The sequence below is a fragment of the Nocardia sp. NPDC127606 genome, assembly GCF_042671725.1.
Classification (GTDB): domain Bacteria; phylum Actinomycetota; class Actinomycetes; order Mycobacteriales; family Mycobacteriaceae; genus Nocardia.
In genome coordinates, this window is the sequence record NZ_JBHXWQ010000004.1 from 117,395 (window position 1) to 135,460 (window position 18,066).

Here is an 18,066-nt window from a genome sequence, read left to right on the forward strand (position 1 = left end):
GGTGGGGCGAGCTACCCGGGTTCTCCCCCGTGATCAGGGGTTGCGTTCTCAGTCCTACCACGCTCGGCACCGTGCCGCGGCGGCAGCCAGGTAGGCGTCAACGCGGCGGCGACCAATATCACCGACCCGAGAAGCGCGATAGTCGTGGACATCGCGAGCCACTGCGTCGCGGCCGCGACGAACGCGAACACACCCAGCGCGACGATCTCGGAGAGCAGCCCGGACACCGAGGTGACGGTGGCCCTGGCCGGGCCCTCGATCGCATCCTGAAGCCGCGCGCCCGCGATGACCTCGGCATTGAAGTCGATGCCGTAGGCGATGCCGATGCCGATGAATCCCACCCAGACCAGCGCCGGGCCCGCCGCCAGCCCAACAGCCAACGCGCCCGCGATGAACAGGATTCCGGCGACGAACAGCGCGATCGCCAACGTGCGAGACGACACGACCTCGGTGCGGCCCGCCAGCAGTGAACCGATCAGCGAACCCGCGACGGTGACGCCGACCAGCAACGCCGAGGTGCCCGTCGACGCGCCGCCGGACACCGCGAGCAGGCCGAAGTATTCGTCGAAGGCGGTGACGCCGTACAGGAGTGCGCCGAGCAGCACGCCTCGACGCACCCTGCGGACGTGCAGTGCTTCGGAGAGGCCGGTTTTGAGCATGGCGAGGTAGCGCGACGAGGTGGAACCGTCCGAACTCGACTGCGGCGCCACCGCTCCCGGTTTGACGTGCGGGCCGACCGGTCCGGGTGCGGGCTCGTCCTCGAGATCGTCGACCGCGGTGGCGGAGATGGCGACGGGGGCGCTGGGCAGAGCCAGCGCGGTCAGCGTGTGCAGGAGGCCGACGCCGACGCTGACCCAGCCGACCAGCGCATAACCGCCGAGGGCGAACAAGGGTGCGGCGGCGACGATCGCCACGAGCACGGTGCTCTCCTGCGCGCCGCGCGTCCACCCCATGATTCGCGCATAGGCCGACGGCTCACCACGCGCGACCAGATCGTCGTAGATCAACGCCTCGAAAGTCCCCGATTCCAGTGCGCCCGCGATACCCCAGACCAGGAAGCCGAGCGCGAAGCCGACGAACGACGGCACCAGCATCCAGAGGGTGAAACACGCGGCCTGCAACAGACAGCTCAGGACGAGCAGGCGTCGGCGCGACACCGTATCGGCCCACGCACCCGAAGGCACCTCGAGCAGGAACGCGGTCACCGACCAGATCGCCAACAGCAGCGAGATCTGTGCGGTACTCAGCCCGTGATCGGCGAAGAGAACGCCGTAGAGGGCATAGATCGGTAGCAGGTCGCGGGTGCCCTTGAACAGGACCGCGCGCACCGTGAGGTCGCGGACACCGGTCGGCTCACGCCTCAACCAGGCCACCGCGTGCCGGAGCGGGGAAGATCAACAGCCGTAGACGAGCATCCGCATGGGTTCTATCGTTCGCGCCACGACCGGCCGGGTCAAGCGATTATCCGAGCGGGATCCAGCCGTTGGCGGCGAGGGAATCGTCCTCGTCGGTGGTGCTCACCAGCGGACGGCCGTCGTTGAGATCGTTGATGAGTTCCGAGACCGGGTGCGAGTCGCTGTAGTGGTAACCCTGGGCCAGGGCGAAGCCGAGTTCGGTGAGGACGGCGGCCTGGTATTCGGTTTCCACGCCCTCGGCGATGACCTGCAGGTCGAGCGATTTACTGAGCGCGGCGATGACGCTCAGCAGCGGCGGGGCGGGGGAATCGGAGCGGATGGCGGCGACGAAGGACTGGTCGACCTTGAGGATGTCGCTGGGGATGGTGGCCAGCCGGCTCAGCGAGGAGTAGCCGGTGCCGAAATCGTCGATGGCGATGCGCACGCCACGGTCGCGCAGGGTGTGCAGGTTGGTGATCGCGGTCTGGGATTCGGCGGCGAGCTCGCTCTCGGTCACCTCGAGGACGAGCTGATCGGCGGGCCAGCCGGTATCGGACAGGATGGTCGCGACCCGCTCGGCGTATTCGGTTTCGGCCAGTTCGAGGCCGGAGACGTTCACGTTGAGGGTGAGGTTCAGCGAGGCGAAACTCTCCTGCAGGCGGGCGGCGTCGGCGCAGGCGCGGCGCAGGACCAGCTCGTCCAGGTCGGAGATGAGGTCGTATTCCTCGGCGACGCGGATCAGGCCCTCGGTGGTGACCTCGGGTTGCGCGCTCGACGACCAGCGCAGCAACGCCTCGACGCCGACCGCCTGGCCGCCGTCCTCGGTGAGGCTGACGATCGGCTGGTAATGCACGTCGAGCGCACCGCGGTCGATGGCCTCGCGCAGTTCCACCGCCAGCGGGAGCTGACGCGACGATTCCAGCACCGTGCGGTTGCGGCCCGCCTGCTTGGCCCGATACAGGCCCACGTCGGCGCGGCTGACCAGCAGCGATCCGGACTCGCCCGGCTGCCAGGAAGTGACACCGGCCGAACAGCCCATGGTCACCGCGGCCCGCAGTTGCTCGGTGAGCAGGATCGCGGCCTGCTCGGTGGTCCCGGGCAACAGCAGCGCGAACACGTCGCCGCCGAAGCGGGCCAGCACCTGGCCGGGTGCGAGCAGGTCGAGCCAGGTATCGGCGACCCGCTGCAGGACGGCGTCGCCCGCGCGGTGGCCGAGGTGGTCGTTGATCTTCTGGAATCGGTCGAGGTCGACCAGCACCAGGGCCATGCCCTGGCCCCCGCGACCGGCCGCGTCGATCGCGGGGTTGAGCTGCTTCTCGAAACCGCGCCGGTTGAGCAGGCCGGTGAGCACGTCGATATCCGCTTCGGACGCCATCCTGGTCAGGATGCCGACCACCACGCCCGCGCCGAAGGTGACACCGGCCGGGATGAGCCCGGACCACCACGGCAACCCGCGCGCGGGCAACACCAGCAGACACAGCACCATCGCGAAACCGATGTGCGCGGCGGCCTGGGTCCAGGCGAAGAACAGCGCCGCGTCACAGGCGACGAAGACGAAGAACGAGGCCAGCGTGATGGCGCCGACCAGGTTGGGGAAGTCGTAGACCGCGATCGCGACGAGCACCGCCGCGGTGGCGAGGTAGGCGTGGTGCAGGCCGTGCGGCATCCGCGGGCCCCACGCGAGCAGCGTGAGACCGAGTACCACCGAGATCGCCGCCGCGGTGCCGACCACGGCGCGATTGCCGTCGTCGCCCGGTGCGACGGCAGTGATCATCAGGCCGAGGACACCACCGAGAACGTAGAACGCCCCCGTTGTCCTGGCCATGACTTTTGCCGTCGCCAACGCCGATGCCGCCCGCACCCGGGTTCGGGTATCGCCGCGCGCCCCGATTCCTCGCACGTGCACCAGCCTAGATGTTGATGGGTCAGGGTGTTTGCCACATCCGACAAATGGGTCGCCAGCAAACAATGAGCATCTTACGGCTTCAGGATATCGGTACCGACGAACGGGACCAGCGCCTCGGGCACCCGCACCGAACCGTCGGCCTGCTGGTGGTTCTCCAGGATCGCCACGATCCAGCGCGTGGTGGCCAAAGTTCCGTTCAACGTGGCCGCGACCTGCGCTTTTCCGTTCTCGTCACGGTAGCGGACCGAGAGCCTGCGCGCCTGGAAGGTGGTGCAGTTCGAGGTGGAGGTGAGTTCACGGTAGGTCTGCTGGGTGGGCACCCAGGCCTCGCAGTCGAACTTGCGCGCCGCCGAGCTACCCAGGTCGCCACCGGCCACATCGATCACCCGGTACGGCACCTCGATCGCGTCGAGCATCTCGCGTTCCCACGCCAGCAGCCGTTGATGCTCGGCTTCGGCCTGGTCAGGGGTGGTGTAGACGAACATCTCCACCTTGTCGAACTGGTGCACGCGGATGATGCCGCGGGTGTCCTTGCCGTAGCTGCCCGCCTCGCGGCGGAAGCACGACGACCAGCCCGCGTAGCGCTTCGGGCCCGTGCTCAGATCGAGGATCTCCTCCGAGTGGTAGCCGGCCAGCGGCACCTCCGAGGTACCGACGAGGTAGAGGTCGTCCTCTTCGAGGTGGTAGACCTCGGCCGAATGCTGGCCGAGGAAACCTGTGCCCGCCATGATCTCCGGGCGAACCAGCACCGGGGGAATCATCATGGTGAAGCCGTTGGCGACGGCCTTCTGCGCGGCCAACTGCAACAGACCCATCTGCAGCAGCGCGCCGTAGCCGGTCATGAAGTAGAACCGCGAGCCCGACACCTTCGCGCCGCGCTCCATGTCGATCATGTGCAGCGACTCGCCGAGCTCGAGGTGATCCTTGGGCTCGAAATCGAAAACCGGTGGGGTGCCGATGGTTTCGAGCACGACATAGTCGTCCTCGCCACCCGCGGGCGCGCCTTCCTGGACGACGTTGGAGATCGCGCGCTGCGCGGCGTCCAAATCGGCGTCGGCGGCGTTCTGGGCGACCTCGGCCTCTTTGACCTTGGCGGACATGTCGGTGGCGGCGGCCAGCAGCGCGGGGCGCTCCTCTTTGCTCGCCTTGCCGATCACCTTGCCCATGGCCTTGTGTTCGGCGCGCAGGTTGTCGGCGGTGGCCACGGCGGCCCGGCGCGCGGCGTCGGCTTCGAGCAGGGCGTCGACGAGCGCGGGGTCCTCACCGCGGGTCCGCTGCGAGGCACGGACGGCTTCCGGGTTCTCGCGCAGGAATCGGAGGTCGATCATGAGAAAACAGCCTAGTTGTTTACGCAACCCTTAATTCTTCGGCCTATGCCAATCGGGCAGGACAGGGGCATAGTTACGGTGTGAGTACCTCTTTCGACACCGCCGTCATCGATACCGCGCTCGCCGATCTCACCCAAGGGGAAAAGACCTGGGCCGCGACCGACCTGCGTCGCCGCCGCGAACTGCTCGACGAACTGCACGCGCTCACCGCCCGCGACGCCGAGGCCTGGGTCGCCGCCGCCCGCACCATCAAGAAACTCGACGCCGACAGCCCGCTGCTCGGCGAGGAGTGGATGTCGGGCCCGATGACGATGCTCGCGGGCGCGCAGGCGCTGAGCGAGTCGATGGCGGCCCTCGAAAAGGGCGCGAGCCCGATCGACGGCGTCGACCTCACCACCGCGCCCGGCGGCCGGGTGGCGGTGCCCGCGCTGCCGCACGGCGTCTACGACAAGCTGCTGCTGAGTGGCTTCAGCGCCGACGTGTGGCTCAAGCCCGGCGTCGATGCCGCGACCGCGCGCCGTAAGGCCGGCCTCGCCCAGCGCGACCCCGCGAAGACCAACGGTGTGGGCGCGGTGCTCGGCGCGGGCAACATCATGTCGATCGCGCCGCTGGACACCCTCTACGAGCTCTACGCCAACAACCGCGTCGTCGCGCTCAAGCTCAACCCGATCACCGATCCGCTGCTGCCGGTGTTCCAGGCGATCTTCGCGCCGTTCATCGAGCTCGGCGTGGTACGCATCCTCACCGGTGGGGCCCCCGAGGGCGGCTACCTGGTGAACCATCCGCTGGTCGCGCACGTGCACATGACCGGCGGCGCGCCGACCCACGACGCGATCGTCTGGGGTCCGGGCGCCGACAAGACCGGCGAGCCCATCCTGGACAAGCCGATCACCAGCGAGCTCGGCGGTGTCGCGCCGTGCATCGTGGTGCCCGGTGAGTGGTCGGCCGCCGACCTGAAGTTCCAGGCCGAGCACGTGGCCACCCAGCGCCTGCACAACGGCGGCTACAACTGCGTCGCCGCCCAGACCGTGGTGCTCGCCGCGGACTGGCCGCTCAAGGAGCAGTTCCTCACCGAACTGCGCGCCGCGATCGACACCGCTCCCGCCCGCACCGCCTACTACCCGGGCAGCGACAACCGCGTGGCGGGCGCGCTCGAGTCCTACCCCGACGCCGCCCGCGCCAACGGCCGCCTGCTGGTCGAGAACCTGCCCGCCGGCGACACTCCCCTGCTGCGCACCGAGTACTTCTCGCCGGTGCTCGGCGTGGTCGAGCTCCCCGGCGCCGGGGCCGAATTCCTCGGCAACGCGGTCGACTTCGCCAATGAGGAGCTGATGGGCACCCTCGGCGCCAACATCATCGCCGACCCCGCGACCATCACCGCGCTCGGCGCGAAACTCGACACCGCGATCGAGAACCTGCGCTACGGCACCGTCGCGCTCAACGCCTGGACCGGTCTCGCGTTCCTGACGCCGCGCGCCAGCTGGGGCGCCTACCCCGGCCACACCATCGACGACATCCAGAGTGGCATCGGCGTAGTGCACAACGCCTTCCTCCTCGACGACGTCGAGCGCACCGTGGTCCGCGGTCCCTTCCGCCCCGCTCCGCGCTCGATTCTGCGCGGTGAATTCGCGCTGACCCCGAAGCCGCCGTGGTTCGTCTCGAACAAGACCGGCACCTCCACCGGACGCAAACTGACCGATTTCTACGGCGACGGCAAACTGCGCCGCATACCGGGCATCTTCGTGTCGGCTCTGCGGGGCTGACCCGGCAGTCCGCCACGACAAATACACTCGTCGACGATGTCGAAGAAGCAGAGCAACCCAGCCGAGGGACCCGCCGCGCCCAGTCGTGGCGGCGCCCTGCACCTGTCCGCGACGAAACTGCGTTGGGGGCTGCTGATAGGCGCCCTCGGGGCGATCATCGCGGCCATGGTCACCATGACCGTGACAGGCTTCGACACCGACAAGGTGGAAGCGCACCAGCCCGGCGCCGAACCGGTCGTGCGCGACAAAGAGTTCAGCAGCGCCGCGCGGGGCGACTGTCTGACCTGGTCCAAACCCGACCGCAGCGACCTGGTGAAGGTGGGCTGCGGCGACAAGCACCTCTTCGAGGTGGCGGGTGTCATCGACCTCAGCGCCTATCCGGGGCGTGAGTTCGCCGAAGGCACCCGTCACCCCGATTCACTGCGGATGACCGAGCTGCGCGACGAGCACTGCGTGACCGCCGTCCAGAAATACCTGGGCGGTCGGTTCGACCCGCGCGGCAAGTTCATGGTGAATGTGATGTCGCCGAGCCCGGCCGGTTGGCAGCACGGCGACCGGACTCTGCGCTGCGGTGTCCAGGTCGCGGCCACCGCCACGAGCCCGGCAACCACCGGCAGCCTCGCCGAGAGCGATCAGTCCAAGATCCATGCCACCGGCACCTGCCTCGGCATCAATCAGAACCTGCCCACCGACCCGGTCGACTGCACCCAGCCGCACTCGGTGGAGATCGTCGGCACCGTCGATCTGGCCACCGCCTTCACCGGCGGTCCCCCGTCGGAGGCCGATCAGGACAAGTTCGTCGAGGCCGAATGCAACCGGCTCTCGGGTGACTACCTCGGCAGCCCCGATGCCATCCGCAACAAGACACTCACCCTGTTCTTCGACTATCTGGAGCCCGCCAGCTGGCTCGCGGGCAGCCACAAATTGGACTGCTGGCTCGGAAAAGGCGCCGACCGTGAGGGTTTCGCGCCCATCGTCGGCTCGGCCCGCGGCGAGATCCTGATCGACGGACAGGCCCCGGTGCCCCCGCCCAACACCGGACGGTCCACCCCCGCGCCGCTGCCGGGTGCCGCGCCGCTGCCGCCGCAGCCCCAGCCGAGGTGACGTTGTCCGAGCGGATGCCGGAGCGGCGTTTCGAGGAGTTGGTGAGCGATGCGCTCGACCAGATCCCGGCGGAGCTGTCCAGTGCCATAGACAATGTTGTGGTGCTGGTAGAGCCCCGAAACGACGAGGAACCGTCGCTGCTCGGGCTGTACCACGGCATCGCCCTCACCGAGCGCGACAGCTACTACGCCGGATCGTTGCCGGATACGATCACGATCTATCGAGAAGCTATTCTCGACATCTGCAACAGCGACGACGAGGTGGTCGAAGAAGTCGCGATCACCGTGATCCATGAAATAGCACACCATTTCGGGATTGACGACGACCGGTTGCATGAGCTGGGATGGGGTTAGCGAAACTGGGTGGGGAATCGATGGAACCGAATGAACCGCTCTCGCGTCCTAGTACTCGTAGGGGGAATTCTCGTGGTTCCCGATAGCCGCCACCAGAAGGAGTCGGGTCATGGTTGGACACGTTCTCGTTGCACCTGAAATCGTCCTCGCCGCGTCCGCGGAGTTGGATCTGCTCGCCGAGCGCCTCGCCATCGCGGCCGGGCTCGCCGGGCCGACCACGCACGTGCTGCCTTCCGGCGCCGAAGAGGTGTCGCTGCTCGCGGCGACCCACTTCAACACCGCGGCGGGCAAGCACGACGGTTCGGTCGCCCAGGCGATCCTCGAGCTGCATCACGCGGCCGCGACCCTGCGCTCGCAGCTGACCACTCATATCGGGGAAGACGTGGCTCGCGCGGCGACGATCAACGCCGTCCAGGTGTAGTCGCACCGATCCTGTCGACGATCATTTACTCAGGGGAGAAACAAGCATGACCGCAGGGATCACCGGGGTGTTCTGGCTGCCTCGTATGGCCGAAGTGAACTCAACCACCCTCAACACGGGCGCACACGCCATCCCGATCAGCGCCGCCGCCACCTCGTGGGGCACGCTGGCCGCCGCGTGGGGCGACGCCGCCTTCACCATCACGCGCGTGATCGCCGAAGTCGGTGTGGGCCTCCAGGGCGTCAACGGCATCGCCGTGCTCGCCCGCCTGGCGCCGTTCGCGGGCTGGGCCAGCCAGCAGGGCATCGCGTCCGCGGCGATCAGCGCCAAGTGCGCGGCCAACGCCACCGCCTACACCGTCGCCTCGATCGCGATGCCGAGCCTGCCCGAGATCGTCGGCACCAACGCCGCGGTGGCCGCCTCGGCCAACCCGCCCGGTGTCGTCTCCGGCGCCTTCGAGGTCGCCGAAGTCGCGCGCCATGCCATGGACATCCGCGCCGCGCTGGTGATGGAGACCTACGAGGCCGCCACGTCGGCCACCGTCGCCATCCCCAGCGAGTTCACCATGCCGCCCGCCATCGCCAGCGGTGCGGGCTCCGCCTCGGAGGGCGACTTCGGTGGCGGCGATCCGCTGCAGACCGCGGTCGCCGCGGCGCAGGCCTTCGTCTCCAACCCCGGTGTGGTCAGCGCGGCCACCCAGGCGGCCAACACCGCGGGTGGCGTGCTCACCAGCGGCGTCAGCACGGTCGGCAATATCGGCGCCTCCGCGATCTCGGCGGCCACGGCCACCGTGCCCGCGGGCACCGCCGCCGCGCCCGTCATGGCGGGTGTCGGGGCCGCCGGTGCCGCGGTGGGTGGCATGGCCACCACCTCGGCCGGTCTCGGTGGCGTCAGCGCGGGGTCGCTGAAGCTGCCCGAGGGCTGGGGTGCGCCCGCCGCGAGCGCGTCCGCGAGCGCGCCGGTCTCGGAATCGATCGTCAACCGGGTCGAGAGCGCACCCGTGCGCAACGCCAACAGCGGCGGCAACCCGCTGATGGGCAACCGGCAGAAGGGCGAGGAAGACGACGAGCACGATGGCGTCGACTACGTGCGCTCCGACGAGTTCACCGATGGTCGCTACGCGGCCGAAGGTGTGATCGGCGCCGACCTCGCCGGAACGGCCAAGTGACGGTTCTCGGCACGGGCAGCGGAGGTTCGCTGCTCGGCGCCGTCGTGCTCTCGCTCGACGACATGCAGTTCCTCCTGGAGAAACTGGAGTTCGACGAGATGCCCGTGGTGCTCGACGCCATGGGCCGCTATGACAACGTCACCGCGCACGACGCCGCCATGAACGTGGCACAGGCCGCCCTGGCCGAACGCGAGCTGCTGTTCGGCCAGGCGGTGGCACCCGAGCTCGCCGAACGGCTGCGGGTGCTCTACCGGCCGCAGTGGATCATCGCGCTGCGGTGGGTGGTGGCCGGCCAGGTCAACCGATTCTGTCTGGCGCAGGGCGACGACCGCGCGGTCGTCGCCCTGCGCGGGCCGGAGTCCTACGTCATCGACGACGCCGGGCTCGATCTGCCCGGCGCGGTGCTGCAGGCGCTCGGTCCGGTCGAAGCGCTCGAGCTGTACGGGATGAACGCTCCCACCGAACAATTGGCGCCGATCTTCGGCGACACCGGTGACGCGGCCGCCACCACGAAGCGCCTTACAGCGGTGGGCAATCCGGCCACCGACGCGCAGGCACTGGCCTCGGCGCTGGTGGAGATCCACTCCTACGCCGAGATCGTCGGCGTGGCCTACGGCGACGGCACCCGCGATATCCAGGACAACCACATCGCCGTATTCAACACGCGCGCAGGCAGATTCATCATCACCGCCAGCGTCGCCGACGACGGGGTGAAGTGGTCGTCCATCGCCAGCGGCACCAACGCCCGCCTACGCACCGCGGTAGCCGACCTCATCGAGTCCCTCCCAGTCCGCACCGAATTCCCTACCGCGGCAGCCAGTAACCCGGCGTAAGCCCACCCCACCCCACCGGAACCGCCCCACCAAACGCCCCCACAACTCAGCTGTAAACCGTAGGCGCAGCCGGAGCGTTCAACCCATGGGGTCGTCGGCGGAAGGGTCGGCTTTGATGGTGAACGGTGGGGTGAATTTGCCCCACCGTAGGCATTCCCAGCCGCCGTCTTCGGTGGGGAGCAGTTCGATGGTCTCGGTGTTGTCGAGGTGGTTGTTCGTCGTGAACGGCGGCGCCACCCCGGCCAGTGCCTTGCCGATCAGGCGCATGGCGGCGCCGTGGTTCACCACCACTACGTCACCGTCGGCGTCGGCGGTCAGGAATTCCTCGCGCAGGCCGTCGAGGACGGGCAGGATGCGGGCCAGCACTTCGTGTCCCGATTCGCCGCCGGGGGCTCGCACGTCGAGTTCGCCGAGGTGCCAGCCGCGATAGATCTGCTGGAAGAGTTCGTGCGCTTCCCGGTCGGAGCGGCCGTGCAGATCGCCCACCTGCACCTCGTACAGGCCGTCGAGGACGTGAGCCGGTGTGCCGGTGGCTTCTTCGATGTGGCTCGCGGTCTGGCGGGCGCGTAGCGCGTCCGACGACACCAGTACCTGGGGTGCGCGCTCCAGGCCCGCACCGAACGCTTTCGCCTGTGCCACGCCACGTTCGGTCAGCGGCAGGCCGGGCACGGCGGTGTCGAGGATCTTCGCGACATTGCCCTCGGTCTCGCCGTGGCGCACCAGAATCAGTTTCGCGCGGGTAGTCATAGGTCCGCGACCCCCTTTCGCAATTGCGTCAACCATTCTGCCGCCGGCTCGTCCGACGGCGGTGGCGTGCCGACTGCCGCTGTCGCAGGCCATGATCCGAGGAACCGGACATGGGTCGTGCGGTGCAAGGCTTTCAGAGTTTCCGCTACCGCCGGGTCGTCGATGTGGCCGACACAGTCGAGGTAGAACCGGTAGGTGCCCATGCCGGTGCGGGTCGGGCGCGATTCGATGCGGGTGAGATCGACGCCACGCGTGGCGAATTCGGCGAACGCGCGCATCAGCGAACCGGGCTCGTTGGGCAGTTCCAGGACGACGGAGGTCCGGTCGGCGCCGGTGGCGGCGGGGGCGATGCCCGGCTGGGTGACCAGGACGAAGCGGGTGATGGCCTGGTCGTGGTCGGCCACGCCCGCGGCCAGGGTCTGCAGGCCGAGTCGTTCGCCCGCCAGCGCGGTCGAGATCGCGGCATCCGCGGTGCCCGCGGCCACGTCTTCGGCGGCCGCCGCGTTGGATGCCGAGGTGAACGGGCGCGCCTCGGGCATGTTGCGGGCCACCCACTCCCTGACCTGCGCCGCCGCCACCGGATAGGCGGCGAGGGTGCGCACATCGGCCAGCGAGGTGCCCGATCGCGCCAGGATCGTGAAGGTGACCTCGAGCTCGGTTTCGGCCATGATCTGCAGGCGCGGTCCGATGGCGAGGGAATCCAGGGTCGCCGGGATCGAGCCCTCGACCGAACTCTCGATCGGCACCACCGCACCGTCGACCTCGCCGGTCCGGATCAGGTCGAGCGCCGCCCCTTGACTGGGCGCGGCGATCCGCTCGACCGGCCCGTCGAAGGCCCCCGAGCTCTCGAACTTGACCAGAGCCATCTCGGTGAAGGTCCCGGACGGCCCGAAATACGCAATAGACGGCACACAGAAAGATTAGCTGGACTGCCGCCGTGGGACGGCCCGCCTCAGGAATCCAGGATGCGCAGCGCTTCGGCTATTTCCTGTTGGTTGGGGGTTTCGATGGCGAGCAGGACGGTACGGGTCGCCTCGATCGCGGCGGGTTTCAGTGATTTCAGGAAGGGGAGGTCGGGGGTGGTGAGGGCGGTGGGGATGTCGTCGCCGCAGAGGGCGGCCACGGTGCCCGCGACGATGGCCAGGGCGCGGGGGCCGCTGGTGGTGCGGGCGACGAAGCCGCGGTCGGCGTGGGCGATGCCGGCCAGGAAGGCGGTGAGGTCGGGGTCGGGGATGTCGACGTCGACGGGGGTGGGGGAACTGCCGTCGGGGCGGACCAGGTCTGCCACGAGGCTGCGGCGGGCGGGGGCCGACAGATTCAGCAGGACGGGTTCGGCGGGGGCGGAATGGTCGTCGCCGTGGTCGTCGTGCGTCATCCGTCCACCGTATCGGCTCGATTCATCGGGGTGTCCTCTTGCGCGTCGGGCGTTTGTAACTTAGCTTAGGTTTACCTAATCAAACGTTCGCGGAGGTTGTCATGTCGAGCCCCACCACGATCCTCGCGCCGACCACCGCCGAGCGGGTGCGAAGTGCGTGCACCCATGCCGAGACTGCGGTGCTCGCGCTCCCCGGTATCGACCCGGTCCCCACCACGCTGCACCACCTGCGTCGCTGCGGCGACGCGGTGATCGCGGTGCCCGGGTCCTCACTCGCGGCCGCGCTGGCCGCCACGGCCAACGAGACCTCCGCGGTCCTCGAACTCACCGATCACGCGCCGCTGCCGCTGCGTGAGCCGGTCAGGGCGCTGGTGTGGTTGCGCGGTTGGGTGCGCCAGGTGCCCGAGCAGGCGCAACGCGCGCTCGCCATCGAAATCGCCAAGGAGTACCCGCATCCGGGTCTGCTCGATGTCGGGCACGGCGTCACACTGCTGCGGATCGTGGTGAACTCGGCGGTGCTGGCCGACACGGCAGGCGCCGAATCCGTCGACCACGCCGACCTGCGCGCCGCCACTGCCGACCCGTTCTGCGAACTGGAAAGCGCCTGGCTGCAACACATGTCCGAGGATCACGCCGACGTTGTCGCCCAGCTGGCCCGCCACCTGCCGACTCGGCTGCGGGGCGGGCTGGTGCATCCGCTGGCCATCGACCGCTACGGGCTCACGCTGCGGGTCGAGAGCAACGACGGCGACCACGATGTGCGGCTGCCCTTCCCCACCCCGGCCGACGACATCGAGTCGCTGAGCCGCGCGGTGCGGGTGCTGGCCGGCTGCCCGTTCTTGAATGGTCTGCGCCGCATCTGAGTTGTGCTTTCGGAGCGCTGGCGCGCTCGAGCGGGGCCCCTGAGGCCCCTTGTGCAGAGACACATCGGGATTACCCGGCCCGGACGGTGGGCACAACCGACTGCGACAGGTTCGCTGCTTACACTGCGCGGCATGCGTGTCGATCCTCCCCAGGCCCCGCTGAGCGAGCGGGACAGGCTCGGGCTGCGAGTCGAGATCGCGATCGTTCTGCTCGTGACCTTCGGGTTGAGTGGGATCAGCGCCGGTCTGTCCCTGCTCGATTCGGCGTTGTCGCCGGGTGGGGTCGGTGGGCGGACGGTGGCGTTGAACGCGTCGCGGTCGAACAACTCGTTCCTCGATCTGCTGTTCCAGCTCGTCGGGGTGACCCGGCTGTTGGCGTGGGCTGCGCTGGGTCTGTATCTGTTGTGGCGCAGCGGGATCGGGCCGAAAATGATCGGGCTGGCGCGGATCCGGCGCGGCGATGTCGTGGCGGGTCTGGTGCTGGCCGCGGTGATCGGGGTGCCGGGGCTCGCGCTGTATCTGATCGCGCACGCGATGGGGGTGAGCGTCACCATCGTGCCGAGTTCGCTGTCGGAACACTGGTGGCGGCTGCCGGTGCTGATCCTGTCGGCGTGCGCGAATTCCGTGGCCGAGGAAGTACTGGTGGTGGGCTATCTGATCACCCGGCTGCGCAGGCTCGGCTGGTCGGAGAACTCGTCGCTGGCCGCGTCGGCGCTGTTGCGCGGCAGCTATCACCTGTACCAGGGGATCGGCGGCGGCCTCGGCAATATCGTGATGGGCCTGATCTTCGGCCGCTACTGGCAGCGCACCAACCGCCTGTGGCCGCTGATCCTGGCCCACGCGACGATCGACGCTGTCGCCTATCTCGGCTACAACGTGCTGCGCGGACGTGTCGGCTGGCTGCCGTGAGACCGTGCCAACGCACTGATGTGGACGGCGTGTCGCGGCGAGTTTCACCACATCACCGCGTTTCGCGCTAACAGTGGCCCGCCGACGGGGTATCCCAGTAGTAACCGAGCGCGCAGAACCGACTCGCGCTCTCCACGATCAGTAGAGTTTGACGGTGATGAACGGCGACGATCCCCGCGAGGACCCCCGTAGACGCCGGGTGCCGCCGACGTCCGGCCGCCCAGGCGGTCCCGCGGTGCCCCCACCAGGTCGTCCCGTGCCGCCGCCGGGCCGCGCGATGCCGCCCGATCCGCGCTACGGTCGCCCGCCGGGCAACGATCGGCGCCCGAATCCCGAGGACGGGCCGACGGTGCGCTACAACCCGGCGCCCCGCCGCGGCGCATCGCACGTAGAACCCACCCAGGTGCTGCACCGCGGCAACTCCGGCGACCAGCCGCTGGCCTATTCGCAGATGCCGTACGAGCGCGAGAAGCCTCGTCAGCCCCCACCACCGCCGCCGCCACGTCGTGAGCAGGTCAGACATGCGCCGACCCAGCGGCCGGTCCCCCATCACGACGCGCTGCCGCCCCGCCGCACGCCGCCGCCGGTCGACGCGGGCAGGCAGCCGCAGCCGCCACGGCGCAGGCGCAAACGTCATCCGTTCCGGTGGTTCACGGTGATCGTCGTGCTGCTGATCGCCGGCCTCATCGCCGCGGTCGTGCACCTGGACAACTCGCTCACCCGCATCACCGCGCTGCCCTCCTACAGCGACCGCGTGAGCAATACCCCCGGCACCAACTGGCTGCTGGTCGGCTCCGACGGCCGCGGTGACCTCTCGACCGAGCAGGAACAGGAACTCGCGACCGGCGGCGACACCGGGCCCGAGCGCACCGACACGATCATGATGGTGCACATCCCGTCCTCCGGCGCGACCACCATGGTCAGCCTCCCGCGCGACTCCTACGTCAACATTCCCGGCCACGGCAAGGACAAGCTGAACGCGTCGTTCGCGATCGGCGGCGCGTCGCTGCTGGTGCAGACGGTGGAGGAAGCGACGGGCGTGCGGATCGACCACTACGCGCAGATCGGTTTCGGTGGTTTCGCCAGCGTCGTCGACGCGCTGGGTGGGCTGGAGATGTGCCTGGACGAACCGATCGTCGACCCGCTGGCGGGGCTCGACCTGCCGGCGGGCTGCCAGGAACTGTCCGGTCCGCAGGCGCTCGGTTTCGTCCGGACCAGGGCCACCCCGAACGCCGATGTCGACCGGATGAACCATCAGCGGATGTTCATGGCGGCGCTGCTGAAGAAGGCGACGAGCATGGGCACCCTCGCGAATCCGTTCGCTTTGTGGCCCATGGCAACCGGGGTCGCGGGTTCGCTGAAGGTCGACGACGGTGACCACATCTGGAACCTGGCCGCGCTGGGCTGGGCGATGCGCGGCGACACCGTCACCACCAGCGTCCCGATCGGCGGCTTCGACGACACCGACGTGGGCAACGTGTTGCTCTGGGACAAGTCGAAGGCCTCCGGGTTCTTCGAGGCGCTCGCGACCGATCAGCAGATTCCGGAGGAGCTGCTCACGCGGTAACGTCGAGGTATGCCCGAGTACCTGTCGTTCACCGAACTCCTCCGTGACCAGGTCAGAGCTGGTCTGACCGCGGCTCATCAGTATCTGGCCGCCGCCGTCTATTTCGACGCCCAGGACTTACCCGAGCTGGCCGGGCAAACCTACGCGCGTTCGACGGCGAACCACGGGCACGCGATGCGCATGGTGCAGTACCTGCTCGACCGCGATATGCCGATCGCGATCGGCGGTCTCGACGAAGTACGTTCCGAATTCGATTCCCCGCGTGCCGCGATCGCCTTTCTGCTCGACCGTGAACGAGTCACCACCGCGCAGATCAGCGCTCTTGCCGCGGCCGCGCGTGACACAAACGACTTCCTCGGCGAACAATTCATGCAGTGGTTCCTGGGTGAGCAAGTCGACGATGTCGCCGGAATGACCACCCTGCTCACCGTTCTCGACCGACAGGACAACCTGTTCGACGTCGAGGAATTCATCCGCCGTGAGCTGCGCGGAACGGTGCGAATCGATACCACCGCACCCCGAATGGCAGGCGCGGCTTAGGAAATACTTGGTTAGGGAATACTGTCCTCAATAAGGCTGCACTTGGATGACAACCCCCTATGACCAGCATTAATGTTGCCGCCATGTCGATTCATCCGGAAAGCCCGCGAAGCAAGTTCCACACTCTGCTCCAAGACCAGATCCGGCATGAGTTCAATGCCGAGCACCAGTACATCGCGATCGCGGTGTGGTTCGACAACAACGACCTGCCGCAGCTGGCCAAGCGCTTCTACGCGCAGTCGGTGGAAGAGCGAAATCACGCGATGATGATCGTGCAGTATTTCGTCGACCGCGATATCTCCGTGGAGATCTCGGGCATCGATGCGGCGAAGTCGAAGTTCGAGTCCGCCCGTGAGCCGATCGAGCTGGCGCTGGCCCAGGAGAAGACGGTCACCGACCAGATCGTGCAGCTGGCGAGCACCGCCCGGGAAGAGGGCGATTACCTCGGCGAGCAGTTCATGCAGTGGTTCCTGAAGGAACAGGTCGAGGAAGTGGCGCACATGACGACGCTGCTCAATATCGCCGATCGCGCCGGGTCGAACCTGTTCGATCTGGAGGCGTTCATGTGGCGTGAGCTGAGCACCCCGAAGGACGCGGCCGGCGCACCGTCGGTTGCCGGCGGCAGCGTCTAGCTCGAACGCGCAAGGATTCGGCTCGCGGGCTGCGAGCCGAATCCTTTGTGTGCGTTTTACCAGCCGGAGCCGGAGCCGCCCGAGCCGGTGTTGGCCAGCACGGTGCCGATCAAGATCTGGGCGAGACCGGCGATAGATCCGAGAAATTCCACGATGCCTCTTACTTTCCTTGTCACCGATTGTCCGGTTCAGTCGTGAACCTAGCCGACCAAATCTGTGAAAGAGGCATGTTTCATTAAGTTCAGCGCAGGGTGACCTGACGCGAACGCAGACCGTCGCGCGAACGACGTTCTTCGCTGGTCATCGGCGCGTCGGAGGCCAGCGCCTCGGCCAGGCGAGCACCGAATTCACGTGCCGGAGCCTCCCATTCGGCCGGGTGCCGCTCGGGATCGAGGTCGAACACCGGCACCAGCAGACCGTGCGTGCGGAACGAACCGGCGAAACGCGAACCCTCACCCAGGTGCAGACCACCGGTGGCGTGTACGCGAGCCAGCGCCAGCATCAGCGCGTCCTCGTCTTCGGGACGCACCCAGCGCACATGCGCCTTCTCGCCCGCGTCGACCCACCAGGCCGCGCCGACGGAATCCGGGCCGAGGTCCAGACGCGCCGACGGCATGATGGCCTGCTTGGCCTGCTCGATCGTCGCCGCCACCTGCGGATCCGGGGTGACGCCCTCGGGCACCCACCAGTCGAAGTCCTGGTGCACGGTGAGCTCGAGATCGGCGCCGGGATCGATGACATCGGCCAGGCGCGGACCACCATCGGCGGCGTCGGCGGAGTTCAGCGACTCACCGGGCTCGGCCGACTGGGTCCACAGGATCGCCGCCGCGATATCGGCCGACGGGTCCTCGCCACGGAACTGCATCTGCGTGCCGACGAAGCCGACCGGCTCGTCACCGGCGCGCACCAGCGCGGCCACCGCGCCGGGCAGCACCGTCGCCAGGGTGACCTCACGCTGCGCGGCCACACCGGACGCGAGCTTCAAGGTCGCGGTCGCCGACGGCACGAACTCCCGCAGCGCCACCAGATCACATTCGGCGGCAAGACCCTCGAACGGCCGTGTCACGGCCGCGGATGCCTGCTCCTGCGCCGCACGCCGCTGCGCGAGACGCTGAGCCCGATTACTGTCGGGCTTCGGACTGTTCCGCTTGCTTTTACCCACG

General features: G+C 68.3%; 18 protein-coding genes. 11 read left to right on the forward strand and 7 right to left on the reverse strand.

Annotated features, from left to right (window positions below; genetic code table 11):
- Positions 1-11 precede the first annotated feature (11 nt).
- The 3 genes from ACFVJ5_RS20215 to serS form a co-directional block, all read right to left on the reverse strand.
- On the reverse strand, positions 12-1,373 hold the full coding sequence (locus tag ACFVJ5_RS20215) for an MFS transporter (protein ID WP_379222113.1): 1,362 nt from the start codon (positions 1,371-1,373) through the stop codon (positions 12-14).
- A gap of 88 nt (positions 1,374-1,461) precedes the next feature.
- Positions 1,462-3,294 (reverse strand): putative bifunctional diguanylate cyclase/phosphodiesterase, encoded by a 1,833-nt coding sequence (locus ACFVJ5_RS20220; RefSeq protein ID WP_379222115.1) that lies wholly within the window; start codon positions 3,292-3,294, stop codon positions 1,462-1,464.
- A 77-nt stretch (positions 3,295-3,371) separates the two neighbouring features.
- Positions 3,372-4,628, reverse strand: coding sequence for a serine--tRNA ligase (gene serS, locus ACFVJ5_RS20225; protein ID WP_379222117.1), 1,257 nt, complete (start codon positions 4,626-4,628; stop codon positions 3,372-3,374).
- 80 nt (positions 4,629-4,708) lie between these two features.
- Between serS and ACFVJ5_RS20230 the strand changes: the two genes are divergently transcribed.
- The 6 genes from ACFVJ5_RS20230 (at position 4,709) to ACFVJ5_RS20255 (ending at position 10,270) form a co-directional block, all read left to right on the forward strand.
- Entirely contained in the window at positions 4,709-6,391 is a 1,683-nt protein-coding gene (locus tag ACFVJ5_RS20230) for an aldehyde dehydrogenase family protein (RefSeq protein ID WP_379222118.1), read from the forward strand.
- A gap of 36 nt (positions 6,392-6,427) precedes the next feature.
- The gene (locus ACFVJ5_RS20235) at positions 6,428-7,495 is read left to right on the forward strand and encodes a septum formation family protein (RefSeq protein WP_379222120.1); all 1,068 of its coding nucleotides are present in this window, start codon (positions 6,428-6,430) and stop codon (positions 7,493-7,495) included.
- Positions 7,496-7,509: 14 nt separating this feature from the next.
- Positions 7,510-7,848 carry a metallopeptidase family protein gene (locus tag ACFVJ5_RS20240; protein ID WP_378661368.1) on the forward strand — a complete coding sequence of 113 codons (339 nt, stop codon included), beginning with the start codon at positions 7,510-7,512 and terminating at the stop codon, positions 7,846-7,848.
- 109 nt (positions 7,849-7,957) lie between these two features.
- Positions 7,958-8,269, forward strand: a complete 312-nt coding sequence (locus tag ACFVJ5_RS20245; protein ID WP_378637867.1) for a PE family protein — start codon at positions 7,958-7,960, stop codon at positions 8,267-8,269.
- Between the two features lie 46 nt (positions 8,270-8,315).
- Complete coding sequence (locus tag ACFVJ5_RS20250; RefSeq protein WP_379222122.1) at positions 8,316-9,437, forward strand: PPE family protein; 1,122 nt, start codon at positions 8,316-8,318, stop codon at positions 9,435-9,437.
- On the forward strand, positions 9,434-10,270 hold the full coding sequence (locus tag ACFVJ5_RS20255) for an ESX secretion-associated protein EspG (RefSeq protein WP_379222124.1): 837 nt from the start codon (positions 9,434-9,436) through the stop codon (positions 10,268-10,270). The genes ACFVJ5_RS20250 and ACFVJ5_RS20255 overlap by 4 nt, the downstream gene beginning before the upstream one ends.
- A gap of 78 nt (positions 10,271-10,348) precedes the next feature.
- Here the strand turns inward: ACFVJ5_RS20255 and ACFVJ5_RS20260 are convergent, their stop codons facing one another.
- From ACFVJ5_RS20260 to ACFVJ5_RS20270, 3 genes are read right to left on the reverse strand one after another with little or no spacing between them, the layout of a single operon-like run.
- A complete protein-coding gene (locus ACFVJ5_RS20260) occupies positions 10,349-11,017 on the reverse strand; it encodes a histidine phosphatase family protein (RefSeq protein ID WP_379222125.1) in 669 nt (222 codons plus the stop codon).
- Positions 11,014-11,928 carry a prephenate dehydratase gene (gene pheA / locus ACFVJ5_RS20265; protein ID WP_379222127.1) on the reverse strand — a complete coding sequence of 305 codons (915 nt, stop codon included), beginning with the start codon at positions 11,926-11,928 and terminating at the stop codon, positions 11,014-11,016. Before pheA ends, ACFVJ5_RS20260 begins: the two co-directional genes overlap by 4 nt.
- A 41-nt stretch (positions 11,929-11,969) precedes the next feature.
- Positions 11,970-12,392, reverse strand: a complete 423-nt coding sequence (locus ACFVJ5_RS20270; RefSeq protein ID WP_379222129.1) for a hypothetical protein — start codon at positions 12,390-12,392, stop codon at positions 11,970-11,972.
- Positions 12,393-12,493: 101 nt separating this feature from the next.
- Between ACFVJ5_RS20270 and ACFVJ5_RS20275 the strand changes: the two genes are divergently transcribed.
- The 5 genes from ACFVJ5_RS20275 (at position 12,494) to ACFVJ5_RS20295 (ending at position 16,903) form a co-directional block, all read left to right on the forward strand.
- Complete coding sequence (locus tag ACFVJ5_RS20275; protein WP_379222131.1) at positions 12,494-13,255, forward strand: DUF2470 domain-containing protein; 762 nt, start codon at positions 12,494-12,496, stop codon at positions 13,253-13,255.
- A 132-nt stretch (positions 13,256-13,387) separates the two neighbouring features.
- Positions 13,388-14,164, forward strand: coding sequence for a CPBP family intramembrane glutamic endopeptidase (locus ACFVJ5_RS20280; RefSeq protein WP_379222132.1), 777 nt, complete (start codon positions 13,388-13,390; stop codon positions 14,162-14,164).
- Between the two features lie 157 nt (positions 14,165-14,321).
- On the forward strand, positions 14,322-15,731 hold the full coding sequence (locus tag ACFVJ5_RS20285) for an LCP family protein (RefSeq protein ID WP_379222666.1): 1,410 nt from the start codon (positions 14,322-14,324) through the stop codon (positions 15,729-15,731).
- 9 nt (positions 15,732-15,740) lie between these two features.
- On the forward strand, positions 15,741-16,271 hold the full coding sequence (locus ACFVJ5_RS20290; protein WP_379222134.1) for a ferritin: 531 nt from the start codon (positions 15,741-15,743) through the stop codon (positions 16,269-16,271).
- Between the two features lie 83 nt (positions 16,272-16,354).
- On the forward strand, positions 16,355-16,903 hold the full coding sequence (locus tag ACFVJ5_RS20295) for a ferritin (RefSeq protein WP_379222136.1): 549 nt from the start codon (positions 16,355-16,357) through the stop codon (positions 16,901-16,903).
- 241 nt (positions 16,904-17,144) lie between these two features.
- Here the strand turns inward: ACFVJ5_RS20295 and ACFVJ5_RS20300 are convergent, their stop codons facing one another.
- Positions 17,145-18,065: a DUF5926 family protein gene (locus ACFVJ5_RS20300; protein ID WP_379222138.1), complete on the reverse strand. Its 921-nt coding sequence runs from the start codon at positions 18,063-18,065 to the stop codon at positions 17,145-17,147.
- Position 18,066 lies beyond the last annotated feature (1 nt).

What these genes read in the sequence shown, in the direction of transcription:
- ACFVJ5_RS20275 (WP_379222131.1), top strand. Translation starts at nt 12,494, where the DNA reads ATGTCGAGCCCCACCACGATCCTCGCGCCGACCACCGCCGAGCGGGTG.
- ACFVJ5_RS20270 (WP_379222129.1), bottom strand. Translation starts at nt 12,392, where the DNA reads ATGACGCACGACGACCACGGCGACGACCATTCCGCCCCCGCCGAACCC.
- ACFVJ5_RS20260 (WP_379222125.1), bottom strand. Translation starts at nt 11,017, where the DNA reads ATGACTACCCGCGCGAAACTGATTCTGGTGCGCCACGGCGAGACCGAG.
- ACFVJ5_RS20240 (WP_378661368.1), top strand. Translation starts at nt 7,510, where the DNA reads ATGCCGGAGCGGCGTTTCGAGGAGTTGGTGAGCGATGCGCTCGACCAG.
- ACFVJ5_RS20245 (WP_378637867.1), top strand. Translation starts at nt 7,958, where the DNA reads ATGGTTGGACACGTTCTCGTTGCACCTGAAATCGTCCTCGCCGCGTCC.
- serS (WP_379222117.1), bottom strand. Translation starts at nt 4,628, where the DNA reads ATGATCGACCTCCGATTCCTGCGCGAGAACCCGGAAGCCGTCCGTGCC.
- ACFVJ5_RS20290 (WP_379222134.1), top strand. Translation starts at nt 15,741, where the DNA reads ATGCCCGAGTACCTGTCGTTCACCGAACTCCTCCGTGACCAGGTCAGA.
- ACFVJ5_RS20235 (WP_379222120.1), top strand. Translation starts at nt 6,428, where the DNA reads ATGTCGAAGAAGCAGAGCAACCCAGCCGAGGGACCCGCCGCGCCCAGT.
- ACFVJ5_RS20285 (WP_379222666.1), top strand. Translation starts at nt 14,322, where the DNA reads ATGAACGGCGACGATCCCCGCGAGGACCCCCGTAGACGCCGGGTGCCG.
- ACFVJ5_RS20280 (WP_379222132.1), top strand. Translation starts at nt 13,388, where the DNA reads ATGCGTGTCGATCCTCCCCAGGCCCCGCTGAGCGAGCGGGACAGGCTC.
- ACFVJ5_RS20295 (WP_379222136.1), top strand. Translation starts at nt 16,355, where the DNA reads ATGTCGATTCATCCGGAAAGCCCGCGAAGCAAGTTCCACACTCTGCTC.
- ACFVJ5_RS20250 (WP_379222122.1), top strand. Translation starts at nt 8,316, where the DNA reads ATGACCGCAGGGATCACCGGGGTGTTCTGGCTGCCTCGTATGGCCGAA.